Origin of the sequence: Wenzhouxiangella sp. XN201 (genome assembly GCF_011008905.1) — a bacterium.
Lineage (GTDB): Bacteria > Pseudomonadota > Gammaproteobacteria > Xanthomonadales > Wenzhouxiangellaceae > Wenzhouxiangella.
The window spans coordinates 146,582-169,982 of record NZ_JAAIVI010000017.1 but is presented as its reverse complement, the minus strand read 5'-3'; the positions used below and the strand labels follow the sequence as shown (position 1 = coordinate 169,982).

The following is a 23,401-nucleotide window of genomic DNA, read 5'->3' as shown; positions in this document are numbered from 1 at the left end:
AGCTTTCACGCTAATACTCGGCGTCACAGCCTGAAGAAGATAGTTCAGAAGAGTGAGGTCGACCAGCCCCGGCCTCTGGTCGGGGCGGCGGCTGCCATCAGGTCGACAAGGTCGGGCTGACGAAGCCCAGTTGGTACAGCGCCCTGGTAACCCCCCGGAAATTGGTGTTGCTCAGAAGTGGAATGTTCTCATAATGGAGCAACAGGAGATTCCACGTGCGCAAATCACGCTTTAGCGACCACCAGATCCTCAGCATTCTCAGGGAGGCTGAGACCGGGCTTAGGACGTGCAGACAGGCTTCAGCTCGATGCGTTCCAGAAGTTGGACCGCTCTGTTCCTAGCGGACTCGCTATTCGACAAGTAAGATATCGTTATGAGGGCCTCTCTCGATCCTAGAGGTACGTGAAGCTGCTGGACGCGCATCATAGAGTCTGGAAAATTGTTGCTTGGCCTTAGATATTCAATTAGGTAAGCCGGTTTTTCGTCAACAGCCCTCGTATCAAAGCTCAGATCCTCGAATGTAGCCCACAAATCTCTTGCTTTTCGGCTAAGGCTTGACATCTCATCTTCTAGGCCGATCCGTAGCTCATCGATCACTCCTTTTTTGTTCGCAAGGATCTCGGCCTCAGCATCTGCTGGGCAGATCGTGTATTCCAGCGGCATAAAAGATACTCGTAGATAGACCTCAGATGGCTTCGGATAAGAGCTGACTGCCAACGATGCAATGTGTACGTCTTCCATATCCAAGCGCCTCAGCGCCTCATCCCGTACGCCCTCTCGAGCTTCTCGGTCCCCGACGGCCCAAGAACGAGGATAGTAAACTGTCACCAGGTTCCCTACGGTTACAGAAGTAAGTGATTCCACATCTACTGCTGCATCTAGCGGGCAACACGCCAAAAACGCGAGAGCAGCGAGCAGTGTATGTAAAGGCTGGGCCTTTTTCAAAACTGATTCAGTCTGATTTAGTTATTGTGCAGGATGCTTTGCAACAAAGAGTGCAAGTCCGACTGCAAATCCCGTGGGGAATCACTCAAGGGCTTGGAGGAATACACATGGATACCTAAGGGAATAGAATTCACCAAAGTAATGGCACCCAAGCCGCGAATATGCCTCGGTGCAGCAGCATTCTCAACGCTAAAATTTGTCGCCATGTAGATCGCGTTGCCGTCACGGCCAATTGGCGCTTGCTTTACAGACGAAACATCCATCCCAGCTCGTTCCAGTAGGGTTTCCGCCTCTGACTCAATGGCCGTAAAGTCAATCTCAGGGAGCTGCCCGCCGATGTTGCTGAGAAATTCCTCCCGACTGAAAGGAAGGCGGCGAAACGTTCCACTAGGACCAATCATCTGTACTTGAAGCCAGTGAAAAACCTCATCTGAGTTACCTGCCGCGTACTTGGCAAGCTCAGAGCACTCCGCAGCCGCGTGGAGGATTCGTACAGACTGAGGCATCATGTCGCGGGAGTGCTTGAGCATCTCGCCTTCCCGCCCTTTATCTTTGATTGAACAGTATCCGTCTGGAAGCCTAACTGAGAGCTGCCCGCCCAAAGCACGAACAGATACTGTTTTGGAATGAACTGCTTGCCCCTCCCTATTCTGGCTTCCTCGCAATGGGTGGCTGCCGTCTTGGGCCACGCTAGCTTGTTGTGATTGGGAGAGCATCAGGAGACATAAAACAACCGGCATTTTTGCCATTGACGCAAACCTGCTGGCAGCTGATGAGACACTTTCCCTCAATTGCCCGTAACTTTGTTCCATTCAGAATGCCCCCTTTGTGGCTATCAGCAATTGTTAAACACGCACGTAGTCTATATCAAACGCGCGCTTACCTGCAGCTTAGCTAAATCTAGCCTGTCTGTGTTCTGGCGCCGCCGTGCACCGCCGTGGTCCCGAGGCAGGAAGTTCAGGAATGCGCAACCAGACACTCAAGCTTTCCTTCTTGGCCCCCAGTGAGACGCTGGAGGTCCTCGACGAGCTCGAAATCGAGCCTACCCTTTCAGACAATGCCCTCGAGAGGGACGAGGCCACACCCGATTGCTCGGGTGGGTCTTGCAGCGCAGTTCGCGATAGACTCATGCTCCCAAATTAACTGCGGCTCTCAGGATAGGTGGCCTTTAGCCGGTCCGACTGAAGAAGATAAGCTGTCCAGGCGCTGGTGAACAATGCCGAAATGACGACCGAGCCGATCGCGAATGCAAGGGGGCCGTTCTCGTGGGTCATTAGCTCCCCAACAAACAGAGGAGGGAGCACCAAGTATTCAATGGCCGTACAAATGGGCCATGCGATCCAGATGAGGAACACCGTAAGGCGGATGGTGGACCACCGCTTGTCTTGCCGCAGGTCCTTGAGTAGAGCGACGCCAATAAAGAATTTGATTGCCAGCAAGACATAGTTGGCGGCGGCCAAATTCTGAAGACCCTGTGGCGCATCAAACCCTTGCATAGCGTTGTATAGATTCGACGCTTCTATGATGGGCCATGCAATCAAGAAGAAGCAAAGAATTCTCAGCCATGGCCCCATGCCTTTATACGGCTCAACCGCTTTCTTTGGAGACTCGGGAGACGAGCCCTTGGAGAATGTGGTGTACCCACCTGAATCATTGAGAAGCGTCCGGGTCTGATCAGGCCCGCCTCCCTGATCGCGGCGGGCTTGATTCGATTTTTCGGATGTCTTCGATCCGCCTTCGTCTTCCCGGGACGTCTCTGCCGCTTCGGAGCTCTCTTCTGATTCAGTCGCGACCGAATCCATCGGATATCCGCACCTGGGGCACGAGATCGCTCGATCCGAAATCTCTGATTCGCACTCCGGACAGGCTATGAGACTCACGCTACCCCCAAAAAATTAGATCCGGAATCGCCGATTGAATCGCCGTGGATGTTGCAGACGCCAATTAGCTTCATCATATGCGGGCGACCAGCGAGCTTCAAGCATACCGTGAAGTGGGGAAGCGCCTCCGGCGTAGCTCAAGCCATAGACGGGCTGCCCGAAGCCTTGGAGCAAGGCGGCCCGAGATTATGCTGGACGGTCGAGTTCCTATAATGCAGCGAGGAAATTTGCTATCTGGTCTTTGGACCGGGCATGCGCGTTTCTATGCCCTGTTTTTTGAGCGCTTTATTTGTTGTCGCCCAACAGGTGGTCAGTCGAAGCACACGAAGACCGAGCCCCCTTGTTCAGTAGGCATCACGGGCGCCGAGGGGGCCCCAATTGACAGAACATCCACATCCCTGTAAAAGTCAAAGCATCGCCACTCGAAAGGAAAATAGGCACGGAGCCCATCCTTTGGATGGAACCATTTTAGGAACCAAATGAGTCACTTAGAGGCTTGGCCACTTTATGCTTCCTCAAACTGGCCACTTTATGCTTCCCCAACCACTGAAACTATGGGCTCACATCCGCGAGCTCTGTATACTGTCGCACAGACGACTGGGTGATCCGATCTTAGTCTGGCTGCACATCCATGGATGGGTGCGGCGAGGCTGAACCGACCGCCGCAGCCATTGCCCGAGAGCAATCGATGCAGGTCACCCAATGACGCAGTTGACGCGCTACGGCCAAATGCTGGCCGAAGTGGACGAGCATGAAGCGTCTGCCGGAGTCGCGCCCAGGCCCACCAGTCCGGCCCCGATCACCCTGCTGCCGAGCGATTACCCGCGCGGCCGGCATCCGGAGCCGTCGCTGGCGCGCATCGAACGCGGGCTGACGGCGGATCGGCTCGTTGCGTTGCGCGCACTCGCGGCGCAGCATGGGGTCGAACTGCAGGCGGTGCTCGCCGCGGCCACCGCGCTTTGGTTGGCGCGACTGTCGGGCGATGACACGGTGCGCTTTGCCTGGTGGCCGGCCAGCGACCCGGCGCTTCCGGGCCAGCGCGGCCAACAACAATTGACGTTGCAGGTCGACCCGGCCGCACCGTTCACCCGCCTGCTCAATGCCGCCGCGGCCGCGTTGCAGACCGCGGGCGAGCAGGCACCGGATGATCCGGCGGCGGTGTCGGTCGCGCTGTATCCCGATCCGGACGCGCTCGCCGATGCCGTTTCGGGGCAACGTGCCGAGGCGACTGCGCTGCCCTGCCGCAGCGACCTGTGTGAAGTGTCGCTGGAAATCGCGTTCGGCCAGGCCGATGCGCGGCTCGAATGCCACTACCAGACCAACCTGTTCTCGGCGGCGACGATCAGCCACTGGCTCGACAGCTTCGACTGCCTGCTGGCATCGATGGTCGAAACGCCTGTCGCCGCAGTCGGCGGCCTGGCGCTGCTCGGTGAGGCCACCCGCGCCGCGCTCGACGGCTGGCAGCCGCGGTTCCGGCCGCTACCCGACAGCGGCTGGATCCATCGCAGCGTCGATGCCAGCCGGCAGCGTCATCCCGAGCGACCCGCGTTGCAATGTCACGACGGCCGGCTCGATTACGCGGGACTCGCCGCGCGCAGCAACCGCATCGCCCACGCGCTGCAGGCACGCGGCGTCGGCCCGGGGGCGCGGGTCGGCCTGTGCCTGGAACGCGACCTCGAGATGCTGCCGTCGATGCTCGCGGTGCTCAAGTGCGGCGCCGCGTACGTGCCGCTCGACCCGAGCTACCCGCCCGAGCGTCTCCATTTCAAGGTGCTCGATGCTGGCCTCGCGCTGGTGGTATCGAACCGGCGGCTGCTCGACATGCTGCGGCTGCCGATTGCCGAGCATCTGCTGATCGACCAGGACCGCGACGAGATTGACGCGTGCAGCGACGCCGACATCGACCTGCTGCCGGCCGACGCCGATCCGCGCCTGACACCGGCCTACGTGATCTACACCTCGGGGTCGACCGGCAAGCCCAAGGGGGTCGTGGTGCCGCACGCCACGGTCGCCAATTTGCTGCACGGCATGGCCGAACGACCGGGCTTCGCCGCCGACGACCGGCTGGTTGCGGTGACCACGCTGTCGTTCGACATGTCGGTACTGGAGCTGCTGCTGCCGCTGTGGGTCGGTGGCGAAGTGGTGCTCGCGACCCGCGAACAAGTTGCCGACGGGCGCAAGCTGCGCCGGCTGATCGAAGCGTCCGGTGCCAACACCGTGCAGGCGACCCCGGCCTCGTGGTGGCTGCTGCTCGACGCCGGCTTCCAGCCGCCGGCGGGATTCCGCGCGCTGTGCGGCGGCGAAGCACTGCCGGCCGACATCGCCAAGCAGCTCACGACCGACGGTGCCGAGCTGTGGAACCTGTACGGTCCAACCGAGACCACGGTGTACTCCACCTGCTGGAAGGTCGAGCCGCGCACGCGCGGCATCGCGATCGGCCAGCCCATCCGCAACACCCACTTGCGCGTGCTTGATGCGTACGGACAACAATGCCCGGTCGGCGTCAGCGGCGAGATCTGCATCGGTGGCGACGGCGTCGCGCTCGGCTACTGGCAGCGCCCGGAGTTGACCGCCGATCGCTTCGTGCCGGACCGCTTCCTGCCGGCCGAGCCGGGCGAGCCGCCGCGCATGCTCTACCGCACCGGCGATCGTGGGCGCTGGTGCTCGGACGGTCAGATCGAGCACCAGGGGCGCTTCGACCACCAGATCAAGCTGCGCGGCTACCGGATCGAGCTCGGCGAGATCGAGGCGCGGCTCACCGCGCTCGAGAGCGTCGCGCGAAGCCTGGTAATCGTGCGCGAGGACCGTCCCGGCGACCAGCGGCTGGTCGCCTACATCGTGCCGACACCGGGTCACGTGCCCGATACCGCGGGCATACGCGCTGCGTTGCGCCGTTTCCTGCCCGAATACATGGTGCCTCAGCATCTGGTGGTGCTGGCCGAGATACCCCGGTTGCCGAACGGCAAGACCAACCGCGCCGCACTGCCACCGCCGCTGACCAACGGCACCGCCAGCACCCGCTCGCCGCAGTCGCCGCTGCAGGCCTTGTTCCACAAGCTGTGGGCTGAGGTGCTCGGCCACGACGAGTTCGGCATCGACGACAGCTTTTTCGACCTCGGCGGCTACTCCTTGATCGCGGTGTCCATGTTCCACCAGGCCGAGCAGCAGACCGGCGTCAATCTCCCGCTGGCGACGCTGGAGCGTGCACCGACCATCGCGACGCTTGCGTCGGCGTTCGCCGCGGCCGGGTCGCGGGTCAGCGACAGCGCGGTGCGGCCGAGCATGATCCCGGTTGCCGAGGACGTCTGGCGGCCGCTTGTGCCGATCCGCCCGGCCGGGCACGAGACCCCGCTGTTCCTGGTGCACGCGGTCGGCGGCAACGTGATGAATTACCGCGCACTGGCCCGGGCGCTGCCGGCGGATGTGCCGGTGTACGGCCTGCAGGCGGTCGGCCTCGACGGGCTCACCGCGCCGCTGACATCGATCCCGGCGATGGCCGAGCGCTACGTCGGCGAGATTGTCGGCAAGCAACCGAAGGGGCCGTACCGGATCGGTGGCGGCTCAATGGGCGGCGTGGTCGCGTTCGAGATCGCCCGCAGGCTGCGGGCGCGCGGTGAGCGGGTCGAGCTGCTCGCGATGTTCGACAGCGAGATGCCGCAGTGGCGCAATCGCGAGGCCGCACGCGTGCCGACCCGCAGCCTGCGCGCAGGGCTGCGCGAATTGCTCGATGGCAGCGCCGGTGCGCTACTGCGCCGCGTTTCGGCGTCGCTGTCGAGCCGCGGGCGGATACTCGCCGATCGGACGCGGGTGTCCGGCTATCGCCTGCTCGGGCGTGCGCTGCCGCATTCGGTGCGCTACCGCTACCTCGAGCGGGTCAGCCTGCGTGCCTATCAGGCTTACGTGCCCGGCGAGTACGACGACGAAATCACGCTGTTCCTGGCCAGCGACGGCCGTGCCGGTCGCGACTTCGACCCGACGCTCGGCTGGAGCGAGGTAGTCGGCGAGCGCGTGCGTGTGGTGCCGGTGGGCGGCACCCATGCGGATCTGATCTCGCGGGCCAGCCTCGCCGCTGCGCTGGGCACGGCGCTCGACGCCGGTGCCGGCCGCTCCGGCGATCCATCGACGAAACCCGGGGAAGCCGGCATGACCACCGACGCACGCACACCGCGGGTCACCGCGCTCGTCCCCGCCTACAACGCCGGCGCGTACCTCGCGCAGGCGCTCGACAGCGCGCTGGCACAGCGCTTCAGCGACTTCGAGGTGGTGGTGGTCGATGACGGCTCCACCGACGACACCGGCACGATCGCCGACCGCTATGCCGCTGCGCATCCCGAGCACATCCGGGTGATCCACCAGTCGAACGCCGGCTTGCCGGCGGCGCGCAACGCGGCGATCGCGGCCGCCCGCGGCGAACTGTTCGCATTGCTCGATTCCGACGACCTGTGGAAGCCCGATCACCTGCAGCTCGCGGTGGCCGCGTTCGACGCCAACCCGCAGCTTGGCCTCGTGCACGCCAACATCGAGCGAATCGATGCCCGCGGACACTGGATCATGACCTGCGGCCCGCGCTGGCGCGACGTGCGCGACCCGTACGCGGCAATTGCGTTGCGGCTCGAGCACGTGTCCTGCCCGACCGTGGTGTTCCACCGCCGCTGCGTCGAGGCAGTCGGCGCGTTCGATCTGCAATTCACCGGGCTGGGCTGCGAAGACCGCGACCTGTGGCTGCGCATCGCCGAGCGCTTCCCGATCCGCTACCTCGACGTGGTCACCGCCAGCTACCGGCTGCACGACAACAACATGAGCGCCAACCACGGCAAGATGGCCGCTGCGCGACTGAAACTGCTCAACAAGCTGCGCAGCTCACAGCGCGGTGCGGCGATCGCTGACCATGTCGCAGTGATGATCGAGAGTGACCGCGGACTCGAGATGCACGATGCCGGACGGCGCGGGGACGCATTGCTGGCGCAGCTGCATGCGCTGCGTCGCCGACCTCAGTCATGGCTGATCTGGCGCCGTACGTTCGGGCTGGCACGCCGCTACGCGACCGGCGCGCCGACCGCGCGACCGGCGGATCGGGCGGAAGGCGGCCCGGCTGCCTGATCGGATCAGGATCTACTTTCGTCGGATTCTTCGTAGAAAGTAGCCTTGTCGGCATACATGCGTCGGTCGGCGGCCTGTAGCACTTGAGACGGCTCGTGGCAATCGGACCCAGCCGCTCCAACGCTGATCTCGGCCGGAATTTCGGAGGACCGGCCATCCGGCAATTGAATTTCGATGGGCGAACTGCGCGCTGCCGATTGCAGTCGTTCAACAACGTCCCACACATCATCCTCACGACAGGTCGGGCACAGCACGACAAATTCATCGCCCCCAAACCGGGCCACCAGATCACTGTCGCGGGTAGAGTGCCGTAAACGTTCAGCAATGGTGCAAATGAGTTGATCTCCGGCCTGATGGCCGAGCCTGTCATTGGTGCCTTTTAGCCCAATGACATCGAACACGATGACGGAAAAGTCGGCCGAGGGATACTGTCGCTTTCGGGCGATGGCAGCGGCCAGGTGCTCGTCGAAATAGCCCCGGTTGAACAGACCTGTCAACGCATCGGTTTCCGAGGTCTTTCGCAATTCCTCGATCAGAAGTTTGTTTTGAACGGCGGAAGCCAATCGGTTTACGAAAAGGTCAATAACGCCGGAGAAAGCTGATGCGACCCGATCGCGTATCACCAGGTAACCCGCTGCCTGGTCGAGGTGATGTCCCATTGGGATAACCACAACCATCTGGTCGTCTCCAGCCCTGAACGTACATGGCGCATCGCCCTTGCCATTCGCCCCCAGCGCCTGCACGATCTCGTCCTGGTGCTGCTTGTCGAGATTGCGAAATCCCGCGTGAATGAGCTGCCGCGGTCGGCGTTTCTCGAAAAGCAGCAAGCCGAAAGGAAAGCCAGGATGGTCGCGCTCGAAATGCTCGAGCATTCGGTCCGTCAGATCGGCAATGTCATTCGCCTCGCTACTCAGGGTTTCGACTTCCAGCAGCGATCGGAATATTTCGTTGTTCCGGTTGATGGTCTGGTGGGCGGCGCTCAACTGCTTGTACTGACGGTAAAAGATGAGTCCCACCGACAGCATGTAGCCCGCTGAGAGAGTTCCAACGTAGATGGCGAACCAGGTCGTATAGTTGGGTTGGAATTCGAAACCGGCCCAGAGCACCCACAAGAGGGCCGCCAGAATGAAAATACCCGCGGCCAGCGCCATCCGCCCCACGCCACCGACCACGGCGCTGTTGAGGGTAGTGGCGGTGAACAGCATAAAGGTCAGCCACAAATTGAAGCCCATTGCAGCAGCCCAAAGCCCGAGCAGTGCAGGATCAATGGCCAGGTTGATCAGTTCTGCCCGTCTGGAATCAGCAGCCACACGCGTATGCAGGAAAGCCAGGTGCGGATAAATCAGAAATGAAAGCACGGCCAGCAACAGGCTCGTTGTCCCCAGATCGCGCTCAACCGAGAGCAGCAGAATGCCGATAAAAACGGCGATGAAACTCACTGCCCGGGGGAAATAGTTGGTGCGGGCAATACGATGGAGCGACTGAAGGTCAGCGAACACTGGCAATTTAATTCTCTGTCTTTTGTGAGGTTGTCGCTTTGAGGAGCATACACGTTTTCTCTGATGGGCCACGCTGCACTCGCGGCTCCGAATCCTGGTTTCGAACAGGATGAATTCTTTCAAGGTTGTTGACAGCTCACCCACAAACTGCTTACATTTCCACCATGAGTTCCGAACACTCCATCCACTTCAACTTCGAGATGTGCATGTGCATGTGTCTGCAAGCCTCTGCTGCGGATGCGTGTACGGCTGTGTTCTGACCTAACGAAACCACCGAATCACGTAAAAACCCGCAGCGGCCAGGCCGGTGCGGGTTTTTCTTTGTTCAATTCCCCACCTGTCTCCCGCTGCGGCAAGCCCGACCCACCGCAACCCGAGGAGACAGACCGTGAGCAACGACAAGCAACGACGATTCGAGACCCTGCAGGTCCACGCCGGGCAGGAGCCGGCGCCGGGCACCAACGCCCGGGCCGTGCCGATCTACCAGACCAGCTCGTATACCTTCGACGATGCCGACCACGGGGCGCGCCTGTTCGCGCTCGAGGAGTTCGGCAATATCTACTCGCGCATCATGAACCCGACCACCGACGTGTTCGAGCAGCGCATTGCCGCGCTCGAAGGCGGCGTGGCGGCCGTTGCCACGGCCTCGGGCCAGGCCGCGCAGCTGATCGCCATCACGACCCTCGCCCGGGCCGGCGACAACATCGTCGCAGGCTCCGCGCTCTACGGCGGAACCTGGAATCAGTTCAAGGTGACCCTGCCCCGGCTGGGCATCGAGGTTCGACTGGTCGAGGACGACGACCCGGCCGCCTTTGCCGCGCAGATCGACGAAAACACCCGGGCGATCTACGCAGAGACCATCGGCAACCCCGGCTTCCACATCCCCGACTTTGAGGGGCTGTCGGCCCTGGCCAGGCGCGAAGGGCTGCCGCTGATCATCGACAACACCTTCGGTGCCGGCGGCTACCTGGCCCGGCCGATCGAGCACGGCGCCGATATCGTGGTCGAGTCGGCCACCAAGTGGATCGGCGGTCACGGCACCTCCATCGGCGGGGTGATCGTGGACGCCGGCACATTCGACTGGGGCAACGGCCGCTTTCCACTGTTTACCGAACCGGCGCCGGGTTACCACGGGCTGAACTTCTGGGAGGCTTTCGGCCCGGACAGCCCTTTCGGCAACATCGCGTTCGCCATCCGTGCCCGGGTCGAGGGCCTGCGCGATCTCGGCCCGGCGCTTGCCCCCTTCAACAGCTTCTTGTTCCTGCAGGGACTCGAGACCCTCTCGCTGAGAGTGCAGCGCCATGTCGACAACACCCAGGCACTGGCCGAGTGGCTTGAACGGCATCCAGCGGTGGAATGGGTCAACTACCCCGGCCTGCCCAACCATCCCTCCCACGAGCGCGCCAAGCGCTATCTCGAGCACGGCTTCGGCGCGGTGCTGACCTTCGGCATTCGCGGCGGCGAAGCGGCCGGCCGGCAGTTCATCGACAGCGTCGAGCTGGCCAGCCACCTGGCCAACGTGGGGGATGCCAAGACCCTGGTGATCCATCCGGCCAGCACCACCCATCAACAGTTGAGCGAGGAAGAACGCCGTGCTGCCGGGGTCACCAGTGAGCTGATCCGCGTCTCGGTGGGTATCGAGCATATTGACGACATCATCGACGACTTTGCCGGCGCCTTCGAACGGGCCGGACTGGCAGCCGCGGCATGAACGGCAACGATCGTGTCATCACCATAGAAAACCCGCCGCCGCTTACCGGCGGCGGGCGACTGGATCGGCTCGAGATTGCGTTTCGGACCTGGGGCCGGCTCGACGCCGGCGCCGCCAATGCCGTGCTGGTCTGCCCGGCATTGACCGGCGACCGTCATCTCGAACGCTGGTGGCCTGGCTTGCTCGGGCCCGGTCGCAGCCTGGACCCGAACACCGACTTCATCGTCGCGGCCGACGCGCTCGGCGGCAGCGGTGGCACGACCGGGCCGGCACACCGGCGCGGATTGCGGCCCTGGGGCGAGCGATTTCCGCAGGTGTCGGTGCGCGACATGGTCGCAGTGCAACGATTGCTGATCGATGCGCTGGGGATTCGGCGTCTCAAACTGGTGATCGGGGCGTCCCTGGGCGGCATGCAGGTACTGGAATGGCAGGTCGCCCATCCCGACCGGCTCGAGTCGGCCGCGGTCATCGCTGCCCCGGCCCGGCAAACAGCCTGGGCCAGCGCCCTCAACCATGCCCAGCGCCGGGCGCTGGCCGAGCACGGCGATCTCGAACTGGCGCGCATGATCGCCATGCTCAGTTATCGGCACTGGGACAACCTCGACGGCCGTTTCGGACCCGATAGCGGCAACGAACGCAGCGCCCAGGGGTGGCTCGACCATCACGGCCGCGCCCTGCGCCAGCGCTTCGACCCGGTCAGCTACCGGCGATTGATGGACGCCATGGACGGCCATGACCTGGGCCGCGGGCGCTGGGGATGGCGCAAGGCCGTCCGCGGCGTCGATGTCCGCACGCTGATCGTGGGCATCCGCTCGGATCTGCTCTATCCGCCGCGCGATCAGCAGGCACTGGCCGAGGTCATCCCGCATGCGCAAACGGCCTGGCTGGATGCGACGCAGGGGCACGACGCGTTCCTGATCGAACAGGACCGGCTTGACCGGATCATCTGCGGCTTCCGGCGCGAGGCCGCAGGCCAGGCCACTTTGCAGGAGGCTTCCGCATGACGACGACTCGCATTCACAGCACGCGAACGCCGGCGTTCGTCGAGTTCCAGGCCAGCCCCGGTCATCGCCGACCGGTTGCCGCCCCCAGCAATGTGGACGTGGCGGTCATCGGCCACAGCGGCCAGGTGGGTTCGGCGCTGCTTGCGCGCCTGGATCGAACGACCGAGGCCCCGGAACTGCCGGGCCTGCAATTGCGCGAAGGCATCAATCGCAGCCGGCACCTGCTGGTGGGCGATGGTTCGGTCAATCAACAGGACAGAAACCCGGGCACGCTCTCCGGACTGGGCGCGAGACTGCTTGCCGGCGGGCGGCCGGCCGTTATCGTCGACTGCACCGCCGACGCAACGCTTCCCCGGCACTACCCCGAATGGCTGCGCGCAGGCATTGGCGTGGTCACGCCCAACAAGCACGGATTCTCCGGCGACCCCGAGCTGTACCGTTCGATCATGCAGGCCGCGAGAAAGGGTCGTGCACCGCTGAATTACTCGGCCACCGTGGGTGCCGGCCTGCCGGTCATCGATACACTCAAGCGACTTCGACGCGCCGGCGTGAAACCCGCAGCCATCACCGCTGCGGTCTCCGGCACGCTTTCGCATGTGTTCACCCGCCTGTCGGCCGGACAGCCCCTTTCGGAAGCCGTAGCCGATGCCCGCCATCGCGGTTTTACCGAACCGGACCCGCTCGAGGACCTGTCCGGACGCGACGTGGCGCGCAAGCTCGTCATCATGCTGCGCGAGGCCGGCCTGAGCCAGGTCCGGGTCGAACTTGAACCGGTCGTGCCGGATGCCTGGGCGGCGGCTCTCCCCGGCCAGGTCGATACGATCGAAGCCTTGCGGGAAAAGGACGCCGGCTGGCGAGAGAAGATCGTCGAAGCGCAGCGCGATGAACGCGTCTGGACCTACCTGGCCCGCTTCGACGGCCGAACGGCCCGGGTGGGCCCGGTCGAGGTCTCACGAGACAGCGCATTTGCCGGGCTAGCCGGCAGCGGCAACCGCATCAGCATCGAGTCGGCCGAGGGCGAAGCCATCGATATCCACGGCCCGGGCGCCGGTGTGGACGTCACCGCCACGGCCGTGCTGGCCGACCTGGTCGATGCTGCGTTTCTGCTAACCCGGAAAGGCTGACCGATGCCGGCCGGCTACTGCGATTGCTCCGGCGGTGATGAATCATCACTGCTTCGGCGGTAGAGAAATTCCTGCATGCCGTTGCCCAGCAGCATGGTGCGCTCGGAACTGAATCCCGGCAGGCGCTTCTCGAGCGCCTTGGGCGTGTACCGGGGCGCAGCGATCGTGGCCGTACCCAGCGGATGATCGGCCCCGATCTCCTCGTCCTCGGGCGAAAAGGACAGCGGCCGGGCGGGCATCTGCTTGGCCGAGTACTCGATCAGGGCGTGCAAGCGCGCACCCGGTGCGCTGCGCTCGGCAAGGCGCGCACCCAGCGCCTCGATCAGCGCGGGCGAGAGATAGTTGAGCAGGTTCCAGCACAGCACCAGATCGACCCGTTCGCCGCCGGTGGCCGGCAGCAAGCGGTCGAGCCAGCGCGACACCTCGGCCGGTTCGTCAGGATCCGGCAGGTGCTCCAGGCTGGCGGGCAGATCGATTACGTCGAGCCGGCAGCGAAATCGGCTGAACAGTTCGATCGTTCCCGAGCGCGCCCGGCCCAGATCGAGGACGACGCGCCGGCGATCGTCCTCGAACGGTTCCAGGGCCAGGGCGAAAAGCGGCGCACGAACCGAGTCGCGACCGCTTTCCTCAAGCGGCCGGGCCGCGTTGCTGCTGTCCATTGGCAAGAAGCGAGGCTTAGAGGTTCAGTTCCCGCGCCGCCGATCCGGCACCGTTGCCGCTGGCGGACTTGCCCGAGCCGGTATCCCGGGATTGGCTCTTGCCGGAACCGGCATCTCCGGACTTGCCGGAACCGGCCTCGGCCGACTTGGCAGACGCGGTCTCGGCCGGCTTGCCCGACTTGCGATCGGCAAATGCCTTGCTCAGGGACTCGCTTTTCGCGTCCATGTCGATCGAGCCGTTGAATTGCGCGCCGTCTTCCAGGCTGACCCGCGGCGAAGTGATGCTGCCCTTCACCCGGGCCGACTTGCGGATGACGACCTGCTCAGCGGCATAGAGATTGCCGTCCATGTGACCGTCGACGAAGATCGAGTGTGCATAGACATCGGCCTGAACATCCCCCTGGCCGCCAATCGTCACACTGTTGTTCTTCAGTTCGACGGTCCCCTTGACCTTGCCTTCGATGACCACGTCCTCGTCGCCGCGAAGCTTGCCGTCAACCTGGATTGACGGACCGATCATGGCCGTACCGCCGGACTGGCGCGGCACTGAACGCGGCTTGGGCGCCTCGTTATCGGAACCGGACCGTTCGCTGGTGGAGGAATCGGACTCGTATTGATCGCGCTTGTTGAACATACCTGCTTACCTGTTTGGGGGATTGGGGGCTGTTCAAGCTACTCCGCGCAGGCGAAACGGTCAAGTAGCGCGCCCGCCGGGATGGCGGGCCGCATGCGGTCACTCGAGCCGTTCGTGACGGGCGTCACATCAGTCGAGGTCGAGGAAACTCCGGAGCTGTTCCGAGCGCGTCGGATGGCGCAGCTTTCTGAGCGCCTTGGCCTCTATTTGACGAATGCGCTCGCGGGTGACGTCGAACTGCTTGCCGACTTCCTCGAGAGTGTGGTCGGTGTTCATGTCGATGCCGAAGCGCATCCTGAGCACCTTGGCCTCGCGCGGGGTCAGTCCCGAGAGCACCTTCTGCACCGTATCGGTCAGGCCGGTGGTGGTGGCCGTGTCGATCGGCGAGAGGATGTTGGCATCCTCGATGAAATCGCCCAGGTGCGAATCCTCGTCGTCGCCAATGGGCGTCTCCATCGAGATCGGCTCCTTGGCGATCTTGAGCACCTTGCGCACCTTGTCCTCGGGCATCTCCATGCGCACCGCCAGTTCTTCCGGCGTGGGCTCGCGGCCCATTTCCTGCAGCATCTGCCTGGAAATCCGGTTGAGCTTGTTGATCGTCTCGATCATGTGCACCGGGATGCGGATGGTGCGCGCCTGGTCGGCGATCGAACGCGTGATCGCCTGGCGAATCCACCAGGTGGCGTAGGTCGAGAACTTGTAGCCGCGGCGGTATTCGAACTTGTCGACGGCCTTCATCAGGCCGATGTTGCCTTCCTGGATCAGGTCCAGGAACTGCAGGCCGCGGTTGGTGTACTTCTTGGCAATCGAAATGACCAGGCGCAGGTTGGCCTCGACCATTTCCTTCTTGGCGCGGCGGGCCTTTGCCTCGCCGATGGACATGGCGCGGTTGAGCTCGAGCAGATCGCCGACCGGAATGCGCTGATCGCGCTCGAAGCGGGCCAGCTTTTCCTGCAGTTCGGCCAGTTCTTCCTTGTGCTCGCGAATCCCCTTGGCCCAGGTTGTTCGGCGGCGGGTCAGGCCGGCCAGCCACTCCGGATCGCTGGCATTGTCGCGGAAGCTGGTGATGAATTCCTTGCGCGGCATGCTGGCGCGGTCGACGCAGATCTGCATGATGGTGCGCTCGATATCACGGGTGCGTGCCACCTGGAAACGCATGCGGTCGATCAGGTAGTCGAACAGACGCGGCGGCAGCTTCAGGCGCATGAACTGTTCGGCAATCAGTTCGCGCAGTTCCGACGCCTTGGGGCTGTTCGGGCCATAGCGGTCGTGCAGCTTGACGAAATGTTCGTGCAGCTTGCGCATCTCGTCGAAGAACTGAGTCACCTGCTCGGGGTCGGGCAAGGTGTTGACCGTCGGCGCCGGCTTGTCCTCGTCTTCCTCTTCGTCCTCGTCGATGTACTCGGATTCCTCTTCCACGGCCGCTTCCATCGCGTCCTGGGAGATCAGGTCCATCTCGGCGAGCAGGGTGGGATTGATGAAGCCGCTGACCAGTTCGTTGAGGCGCAGGGTGCCTTCCTTCCAGCTCTCGACTTCCTCCATCAGGGTCTCGATGGTGCCCGGGAACCGCGCCAGCGCCTGATTGACCTGGTTGAGCCCGTCCTCGATGCGCTTGGCGATGTCGATCTCGTCCTCACGCGTGAGCAACGAGACTGAACCCATCTCGCGCATGTACATGCGCACCGGATCGGTGGTTCGCCCCAACTCGGTTTCGACCGCCGCCAGCGCCGCCTCGGCATCCTGCTGGGCGGTTTCATCGTCCGCGTCGCTGCTGGCCGAGTCGTTGAGGATCAGGTCATCGGCATCTTCGGGTTCCTCTTCCAGGACCTTGATGCCCATGTCGTTGATCATGTTGACGATATCCTCGATCTGTTCAGGATCGACGATATCGCCCGGCAGGTGGTCATTGACCTGGGTGTAGGTCAGCCAGTTGCCCTGTTCACGGCCTTTCTGAATCAGCTGCTTGAGCTGAGAGGGTCGCGGTGCGTTGTCCATAGCTTGGTTTTCGAGTGTCATAATTGCCTGTCGTCTAGCCGGAGACTGAGCAGCCGGCGCAACTCGCTGGTTCGGACTTCATCGAGCCCCCCTTCGTTCAGTTGGGCCTGCTGAAGCTCGCGAATTCTGGTCTTTACCCTTTGACGACGGATTCTGGCCAGAGTTTGTGTCAATGCCGTCGACATTTCTTCCGGATCGGCGATGACATTACGTACAGCCAGACGCGCCAACCAGGGCGCCTCGGGACGGTCTCGCCAGGTTTCCAGAAGCTTAGCCGTAGAAAGTTGGGGTTTGTGACGGCAAAAGTCAATCAATTCCTGCAGAAAATCCACCCCGCGAACGCTCGCCGGCCCATCCAACACGTCCGGCGACAGGTCGGCAGCCAGCGACGGTTGCTGCACGATCAGGGCCACGGCGTACTGTACCGGAGTAAGCGAGCGGTCTTCGCCATCGTCCGGCAAGCGCCTTGTGGCCGTCGGCGGAGCAGTCTGCTGGATACGGCCGCCGTGGCCGGTGCGTCGCACCAATTCGTCGCGCATCATGTCGGCGAACGCCCCTTCGGGCATCTTGTCCAGGTAGGGCTCGGACAGGGCCACCAGCCGGGCACGTCCGTCGAGTGTGCTCATATCGACCGACTCGGCCAGGTGATCGAAGAAAAACTCAGACAGGGGCCGCGCCTGATCGAGCAGTTGCGAGAAGGCCTCGGCACCATGATCGCGGACCAGCGAGTCCGGATCCTCGCCCTCGGGCAGGAACAGGAATCGCACCTCGCGATTGGCTTTCATCGCCGGTAGTGCCGCTTCCAGCCCGCGCCAGGCGGCCTGGCGGCCGGCCCGGTCACCGTCGAAGCAGAACACCACCACCGGCGAGGCGCGAAACAGCAACTCCAGGTGGTCGGCCGTGACCGACGTGCCGAGCGTGGCGACCGCGTTGGTGAAGCCGAACTGGTGCAGGGCGGCGGCGTCCATGTAGCCTTCGACCACCAGCAGGCGTTCCGGCAGGCCGCCGCGGCGCACCTGGTAGAGCCGATAGAGCTCGCGCCCCTTGTGGAACACCGGCGTTTCGGGCGAATTCATGTACTTCGGCCCGCGCTCAGCCAGCGCACGGCCCCCGAAGGCAATCACGCGGCCGCGGCGGTCGTGAATGGGGAACATGACCCGGTCGCGGAACTTGTCGATCACCCGGCCATCCCGGCGGGTGATCAGGCCGGCTTCCTCGAGCTCCTGCGGCCGGAAGCCCTCGGCAATCAAGTGATCGGCCAGGGCCTGCCAGGCTTCCGGCGCGTAGCCGATACCGAATTCATCGACGGTGGCCTTGTCGAAGCCGCGCGCTTTCAGGTAGTCGCGGGCGGTCTCGGAAGCGCCGAGCTGGCGCCGGAACCAGGCCTGCGCCTGACCCAGGGCCTGGTAGAGCCGATCGTTTGGCTTGGTCGGCGCCTGGCCGGCCTCGCGCGGCACTTCCAGCCCGGCGCTGTGCGCCAGTTCCTCGATGGCAGCCGGAAATTCCAGCCCGTCGTATTCCATGACGAAACCGATGGCCGTGCCGTGGGCGCCGCATCCGAAGCAGTGGTAGAACTGCTTGTCGGTGCTGACGGTAAACGAGGGGGTTTTTTCGTCGTGAAACGGGCACAAGGCCTTGTGCTCGCCGCGCCCGGCCGACTTGAGTTCGACGCGCGCGCCGATCACCTCGACGATGTCGATGCGTTCGAGCAGGGTTTCAATGAAGTCTTCGGGGATGCGGCCGGGCACGCCTGGGGCCCGTGGCTCAGCCGGCCAGTCGCGAGCGGACCAGTCCGGAAACCTTGCCCATGTCGGCCCGGCCCTGCAGGCGGGGCTTGAGCAAGCCCATGACCTGACCCATGGCCTTCATGTCGCTAGCGTCGGCTTCGGCAATGGCCTGGTCTACGGCCTCGGCGAGCTCATCGTCGGAGAGCTGTTCGGGCAGATAGGTTTCCAGCACCGTGATTTCGGCTTCTTCGACGTCGGCCAGCTCGGGACGGTTGCCGGCCCGGTACTGCTCGGCCGATTCGCGACGCTGCTTGATCATCTTCTCGACCACCGCCAGCACCTGGACATCGTCGAGCTCGATGCGCTCGTCGATCTCACGCTGCTTGATCGCCGCCGTCACCATGCGCAGGATCTTCAGGCGTGCCTTGTCGCCGGAGCGCATGGCCTGCTTGACGTCTTCATTGATCCGCGCTTTCAGCGACACGACGATTCCCCGGAGGAGAAGTGGCGTAAAATGGAGCTTTAGTAGAGCCGCTTGCGATTGACGCGCTCGCGCGAAAGCTTGCGCAGGTGGCGCTTGACCGCAGCCGCCTTCTTGCGCTTGCGTTCCTGGGTCGGCTTCTCGTAGAACTCGCGACGCCGGGCTTCGGCAACCACGCCGGCCTTTTCGCAGGAGCGCTTGAAGCGACGCAGGGCGTACTCAAACGGCTCGTTTTCCTTGACCTTTACGCTGGGCATGAACTCTCTCTGTCCCGGAATTGTGGAAAGCTGACCATTATAAACCGCCAAATGCCCGCCATGCAAAACATTCTCGGCATCGAAACCTCCTGTGACGAGACCGGCGTGGCGCTCTACCACCCCGAGCGCGGTCTGGTCGCCGACCTGGTCTATACCCAGGCCGATCACGCAGCCTACGGCGGCGTCGTGCCGGAGCTGGCTTCGCGCGACCACGTGCGCAAGCTGCCGGGCATGCTGCGCGAACTGCTCGACCGGGCCAAAATGACCGCCGGGGACATCGATGCAGTCGCCTACACCGCCGGCCCCGGCCTGGCCGGCGCCCTGCTGGTGGGCGCCTCCACCGGCGTGGCAATGGCCGCGGCACTGGACCGGCCGGCCATTGCCGTCCACCACATGGAGGGCCACCTGCTTTCGCCGCTGCTCGAGGACCCGGCGCCGGACTTTCCCTTCGTCGCCCTGCTGGTCTCGGGCGGCCACACCATGCTGGTGGCGGTCGAAGCCTTCGGTCGCTATCGGCTGCTGGGCGAGACTCTCGACGATGCTGCCGGCGAGGCCTTCGACAAGACCGCCCGGCTGCTCGGCCTGGGCTATCCCGGCGGCCCGGAAGTGGCACGCCTGGCCGAGAGCGGCAATCGCGACCGCTTCGACTTTCCGCGCCCGATGGTCAATCGACCCGGGCTGGATTTCAGTTTTTCGGGGCTCAAGACCCATACGCGCGAACTGATCAAGCGGGTCGAGGAGACGGATTATCCCGACATCGCCGCCGGCTTCGAGCAGGCCGTGGCCGAAACCCTGGCGATCAAATGCCGACGGGCACTCAAGGAGACCCGAATGAAGCGCCTGGTGATCGCCGGCGGGGTGAGCGCCAACCGCCGCCTGCGCGCCGAACTCGAAACACGCCTGCCCGGCCAGGTCTACTACCCATCCCTCAGAATGTGCACCGACAATGGTGCGATGATTGCCCATGCGGGGTGGTACCGGAGGGGGGAAGGGACGAAGGATGGGAAGATCGCAGTCAAACCGAGGTGGCCAATTGACTCGTTGGCTTCCCGGAATTTTTAACCAGCAAACCAGCCAACAAGCGAACCAGCCAACCCCATGGACATCGTCTTCATCAACGACCTCGACATCGAGACCGTCATCGGCATCTACGACTGGGAACGCAAGATTCGCCAGGTGGTGCGGGTGAACCTCGAGATGAGTACCGACGTTCGCAAGGCGGCAGCCAGCGACCGCATCGATGACGCCCTCGACTACAAGGCGGTGGCCAAGCGCCTGATCGGCTTCGTCGAGAACAGTTCCTTCCAGCTGGTCGAAACCCTGGCCGAACGCTGTGCGGAAATCGTGCTGGGCGAGTTCCCGGTCGGTTGGCTGCGGCTGCGCGTGGACAAGCCGGGTGCCGTGCGCGGTGCAAAATCGGTGGGCATCGTCATCGAGCGGGGGCGACGCCCATGAGTACCGTCTACCTGGGCCTGGGCTCGAATCAAGACGCCGAGCGCAACCTCCGCTCCGGCATCCGCACGCTCTATCGCCGATTCGACAACACGGCGATCTCGCCGGTCTATCGCTCTGCCGCCGTGGGCTTTTCCGGCGAGGACTTCCTCAACTGCGCGGCGCGCATCGACACCGACCTGTCACCGACCCAACTCAAGGCCTGGCTGACCGAACTGGAAGATACACACGGGCGCGACCGCAACCAGCCCAAGTTTTCCGACCGGACCCTGGATATCGACATCCTGCTCCACGACGACAAGGTCGGCGATTTCGACGGCTTGAGCCTGCCCCGCGACGAAATCCTCAAATACGCCCATGTTCTCAAGCCGCTGGCCGACCTGGCGCCACAGTTGAAGCACCCGGAAACGGGAAAGACGTTTGCCGAGCATTGGGAAGAGTTCGAGGGCGACCGCTCGCTGGAACCCGCAGACCTGGGCGGCAAGCAAAGCTCCTCGCCAAACTGGTGGGGGAGTGGTTAAGAATAATTGGGTTTCAGGGTTCAGTGTTCAGGTTTCAGGGGCGGGCTACCGAGAGCAGTGCGGGGCGACTTCGCCGCAATGGCCGGATACCCGAACCCCGAACCCCGAAATCTGAAACCTATTCCCGCAAGCCACCAAACCCAAAGGACACATAGTAATCCGCCGGAGGCAAATCCCGATGAGCAATCTCCTCGACCACCCCACCCCCGACAACGCCCTCCTCCTCCTGGTCGATGTCCAGGGCAAACTGGCGCGCATCATGCACGAGTCGGACGCCATGATTCACCAGCAGGGCGTGCTGATCGAGGCCTGCCGGCTGCTCGAGGTGCCGGTCGTCTGGGCCGAGCAGTTGCCCGAAAAACTGGGTCCGACCGTGCCGGAGCTGGTCGAAAAGCTCGACGGGCATACGCCCTGTGCCAAGGACAGTTTCGGCTGCTGGGGCGACGAGACGCTGCGCCAGGCCATTCGGGATTCCGGACGCGACCGCATCGTGCTGGCCGGCATCGAGACGCATGTCTGCGTGTGGCAGACGGCCGCGGCCCTGCGCGCGGAAGGTTACGAGGTCCACCTAGTCTGCGACGCAGTCTCGTCGCGCTCGGTCTTCAACCGCGACATCGCTTTCCAGCGCATGGCGGCTGCCGGCGTGCATCTGAGCAATGTCGAGATGGTGCTGTTCGAGCTGATGGGCGATGCCGGCCATCCGAGGTTCCGGGACGTCACGCGCCTGCTCAAATAGTCGCATCGGAGTTTTTGAAACCGCAGATTTCGCAGATTCACGCAGATGGCGTTCTTCAGGAGAAATGCTGTCGAATTGCCAGCCTCGCGCTAGCCGGCAATGGGCTGCTATTTCGGGGATAATTGCGGCTGATCCCGATACACCGTGACTCATTGTGAGCGAATCGCAAGCCGAACTGATCGCAGCCGTCCACCAGCGCGAATGGTTCTATCCCTTTGAGCTGCCCGACGGCAGTTCAACCGCCTCCTACCTACCCGATTCGGCCGTGGCCGTGCACGAAACGCGGCTGGCCATGATGCGCAAGGTACTCGAGCCGGTGCTGGCCGGGGAGTCGCTGTCGGCGCTGGACCTGGCCTCGCACCAGGGCTGGTTCAGCATGCACCTGGCGCAGCTGGGTTGCTCGCGGGTCAACGGCCTGGAGCCACGCGAGGGCCACGTGGCCGATTCCCGGCTGATGATGCGCGCGCTGGGGCTGGACTCCGTGTCCTTCGTTCAGTCCGATATCGAGCACATCGACCAGGCGGGCGTCGAACCGGCCGATATCGTACTGATGCTCGGCCTGCTCTACCACCTGGAAAACCCGGTTCTGGCCATTCGCGCTGCCCACCGCTACTGCCGGCGCGTGTGCCTGATCGAAACCCAGGTCGGGCCGCATCTCTCCGGGCCGCTGGACTGGGGCAGCTACGAGTTCGTTCGGCCGATCCAGGGCTGCTTCAGCGTGATCGACGAAACCGACGAGACCCACGGCCCGGAAGCCTCGACCGGTGGCATCTGCCTGGCGCCGAGCGCGCCGACGCTGGTGTGGATCATGCAGAAGGTCGGTTTTCGCGACGTCGCCCTGATCGAGCCCCCGCCAGACGGCTACGAGCAGCACCGCCACCACAAGCGCGTGATGGCGGTCGGCTGGATCTGACGGCAGGGAACCAACCGTTCAGAGATTCAGAAGCCGCCCGCCGTCGACGGCCAGGATCTGCCCGGTGACGTAGGGCGCGTCGAGCGCCAGGAAGGCCACCGCATCCGCAATGTCCTCCGGCCGGCCCTGGCGCTCGAGCGGAATGCGATCGAGAATCTGCTGGCTTGCCTCTGGAGACTGTTCACCCTCGGGCCAGAGGATGGCGCCCGGCGCCACGCCGTTGACCCGGATTGCCGGCGCCAGGTCACGGGCCAGGGATCGCGTCTGCATGACCAGTCCGGCCTTGGCCTGGCTGTAGATCGTGTGGCGCGAGAGCGGCACCAGGCCGTGAATGTCGACCAGGTTGACGATCGCACCCCGGCAACGCCCCAACTCGGAAGCACAGGCCTGGCTGAGAAAGAACGGCGCGCGCAGGTTGCTGGCCATCAGCGCGTCCCAGTCTTCGGCCTTGGCCTCGGCGACCGGTGTGGGATAGAAGCCCGAGGCATTGTTGACCAGCACGTCGATGCGCCCGAAGGCGCTCATGGCCGCCGCCCGAATCGCCCCGAACGCCGCGTCCTCGGCCAGGTCGGCCTGCACAAGCGCCACCGAATCGGCGCGCTTTCTGAGCAATTCGTCGCGCAGGGCCCGGGCCTCGTCGGCCGAGCCGCGATAGTGGATGACGACGTCGAGACCGCGCTCGTGCAAGCTGCGGGCAATGACCGCGCCAATGCGGCGCGCAGCGCCGGTTACAATCGCCACACGTCCACGCGGCTTGCCTTCG

20 protein-coding genes are annotated in these 23,401 nt (G+C 63.7%); 9 read left to right on the top strand and 11 right to left on the bottom strand.

From position 1 onward, the window contains the following. Positions 1-279 precede the first annotated feature (279 nt). From G4Y73_RS01360 to G4Y73_RS01350, 3 genes are all read right to left on the bottom strand, one after another. A complete protein-coding gene (locus G4Y73_RS01360; RefSeq protein WP_164228632.1) occupies positions 280-741 on the bottom strand; it encodes a hypothetical protein in 462 nt (153 codons plus the stop codon). A gap of 221 nt (positions 742-962) precedes the next feature. Further along, positions 963-1,757 (bottom strand): hypothetical protein, encoded by a 795-nt coding sequence (locus G4Y73_RS01355; RefSeq protein WP_164228630.1) that lies wholly within the window; start codon positions 1,755-1,757, stop codon positions 963-965. Between the two features lie 327 nt (positions 1,758-2,084). Beyond that, on the bottom strand, positions 2,085-2,747 hold the full coding sequence (locus G4Y73_RS01350) for a DUF2569 family protein (RefSeq protein WP_164228628.1): 663 nt from the start codon (positions 2,745-2,747) through the stop codon (positions 2,085-2,087). 780 nt (positions 2,748-3,527) lie between these two features. Here G4Y73_RS01350 and G4Y73_RS01345 point away from each other — a divergent pair. Further along, on the top strand, positions 3,528-7,925 hold the full coding sequence (locus tag G4Y73_RS01345; protein WP_164228627.1) for an amino acid adenylation domain-containing protein: 4,398 nt from the start codon (positions 3,528-3,530) through the stop codon (positions 7,923-7,925). Positions 7,926-7,930: 5 nt separating this feature from the next. Here G4Y73_RS01345 and G4Y73_RS01340 read toward each other — a convergent pair whose 3' ends face one another. After that, positions 7,931-9,424 (bottom strand): GGDEF domain-containing protein, encoded by a 1,494-nt coding sequence (locus G4Y73_RS01340; protein ID WP_164228626.1) that lies wholly within the window; start codon positions 9,422-9,424, stop codon positions 7,931-7,933. Between the two features lie 388 nt (positions 9,425-9,812). Between G4Y73_RS01340 and G4Y73_RS01335 the strand changes: the two genes are divergently transcribed. The 3 genes from G4Y73_RS01335 to G4Y73_RS01325 are packed head-to-tail and all read left to right on the top strand — an operon-like array spanning position 9,813 to position 13,263. Beyond that, a complete protein-coding gene (locus G4Y73_RS01335; RefSeq protein WP_346426810.1) occupies positions 9,813-11,135 on the top strand; it encodes an O-acetylhomoserine aminocarboxypropyltransferase/cysteine synthase in 1,323 nt (440 codons plus the stop codon). Next, positions 11,132-12,139 carry a homoserine O-acetyltransferase gene (gene metX / locus G4Y73_RS01330; RefSeq protein WP_164228624.1) on the top strand — a complete coding sequence of 336 codons (1,008 nt, stop codon included), beginning with the start codon at positions 11,132-11,134 and terminating at the stop codon, positions 12,137-12,139. The genes G4Y73_RS01335 and metX overlap by 4 nt, the downstream gene beginning before the upstream one ends. Continuing rightward, positions 12,136-13,263 carry a hypothetical protein gene (locus G4Y73_RS01325; protein WP_164228623.1) on the top strand — a complete coding sequence of 376 codons (1,128 nt, stop codon included), beginning with the start codon at positions 12,136-12,138 and terminating at the stop codon, positions 13,261-13,263. Before metX ends, G4Y73_RS01325 begins: the two co-directional genes overlap by 4 nt. A 14-nt stretch (positions 13,264-13,277) precedes the next feature. On the opposite strand, the gene G4Y73_RS01320 is transcribed toward G4Y73_RS01325, so the two are convergent. From G4Y73_RS01320 to rpsU, 6 genes are all read right to left on the bottom strand, one after another. Continuing rightward, complete coding sequence (locus G4Y73_RS01320) at positions 13,278-13,922, bottom strand: hypothetical protein (protein ID WP_164228622.1); 645 nt, start codon at positions 13,920-13,922, stop codon at positions 13,278-13,280. Positions 13,923-13,938: 16 nt separating this feature from the next. Continuing rightward, positions 13,939-14,556: a polymer-forming cytoskeletal protein gene (locus G4Y73_RS01315; RefSeq protein WP_164228620.1), complete on the bottom strand. Its 618-nt coding sequence runs from the start codon at positions 14,554-14,556 to the stop codon at positions 13,939-13,941. 129 nt (positions 14,557-14,685) lie between these two features. Next, positions 14,686-16,551: an RNA polymerase sigma factor RpoD gene (gene rpoD / locus G4Y73_RS01310; protein ID WP_164228618.1), complete on the bottom strand. Its 1,866-nt coding sequence runs from the start codon at positions 16,549-16,551 to the stop codon at positions 14,686-14,688. Between the two features lie 17 nt (positions 16,552-16,568). Beyond that, on the bottom strand, positions 16,569-18,299 hold the full coding sequence (gene dnaG / locus G4Y73_RS01305) for a DNA primase (RefSeq protein WP_164228616.1): 1,731 nt from the start codon (positions 18,297-18,299) through the stop codon (positions 16,569-16,571). Between the two features lie 16 nt (positions 18,300-18,315). Then, positions 18,316-18,762 carry a GatB/YqeY domain-containing protein gene (locus tag G4Y73_RS01300; RefSeq protein ID WP_164228614.1) on the bottom strand — a complete coding sequence of 149 codons (447 nt, stop codon included), beginning with the start codon at positions 18,760-18,762 and terminating at the stop codon, positions 18,316-18,318. Positions 18,763-18,800: 38 nt separating this feature from the next. After that, positions 18,801-19,016 carry a 30S ribosomal protein S21 gene (rpsU, locus tag G4Y73_RS01295; RefSeq protein WP_116650542.1) on the bottom strand — a complete coding sequence of 72 codons (216 nt, stop codon included), beginning with the start codon at positions 19,014-19,016 and terminating at the stop codon, positions 18,801-18,803. Positions 19,017-19,076: 60 nt separating this feature from the next. Between rpsU and tsaD the strand changes: the two genes are divergently transcribed. The 5 genes from tsaD to G4Y73_RS01270 all read left to right on the top strand — a co-directional run bounded on the left by tsaD (position 19,077) and on the right by G4Y73_RS01270 (position 22,638). Beyond that, on the top strand, positions 19,077-20,078 hold the full coding sequence (gene tsaD / locus G4Y73_RS01290) for a tRNA (adenosine(37)-N6)-threonylcarbamoyltransferase complex transferase subunit TsaD (RefSeq protein ID WP_164228612.1): 1,002 nt from the start codon (positions 19,077-19,079) through the stop codon (positions 20,076-20,078). A gap of 36 nt (positions 20,079-20,114) precedes the next feature. Beyond that, on the top strand, positions 20,115-20,471 hold the full coding sequence (gene folB, locus G4Y73_RS01285; protein WP_164228610.1) for a dihydroneopterin aldolase: 357 nt from the start codon (positions 20,115-20,117) through the stop codon (positions 20,469-20,471). Beyond that, on the top strand, positions 20,468-20,989 hold the full coding sequence (gene folK, locus G4Y73_RS01280; RefSeq protein ID WP_164228608.1) for a 2-amino-4-hydroxy-6-hydroxymethyldihydropteridine diphosphokinase: 522 nt from the start codon (positions 20,468-20,470) through the stop codon (positions 20,987-20,989). The genes folB and folK overlap by 4 nt, the downstream gene beginning before the upstream one ends. A 178-nt stretch (positions 20,990-21,167) precedes the next feature. Beyond that, positions 21,168-21,725, top strand: a complete 558-nt coding sequence (locus tag G4Y73_RS01275) for a hydrolase (protein ID WP_164228606.1) — start codon at positions 21,168-21,170, stop codon at positions 21,723-21,725. Positions 21,726-21,879: 154 nt separating this feature from the next. Beyond that, on the top strand, positions 21,880-22,638 hold the full coding sequence (locus G4Y73_RS01270; protein WP_164228604.1) for a class I SAM-dependent methyltransferase: 759 nt from the start codon (positions 21,880-21,882) through the stop codon (positions 22,636-22,638). 18 nt (positions 22,639-22,656) lie between these two features. Here the strand turns inward: G4Y73_RS01270 and G4Y73_RS01265 are convergent, their stop codons facing one another. Then, positions 22,657-23,379 (bottom strand): pteridine reductase, encoded by a 723-nt coding sequence (locus G4Y73_RS01265; RefSeq protein WP_346426839.1) that lies wholly within the window; start codon positions 23,377-23,379, stop codon positions 22,657-22,659. Positions 23,380-23,401 lie beyond the last annotated feature (22 nt).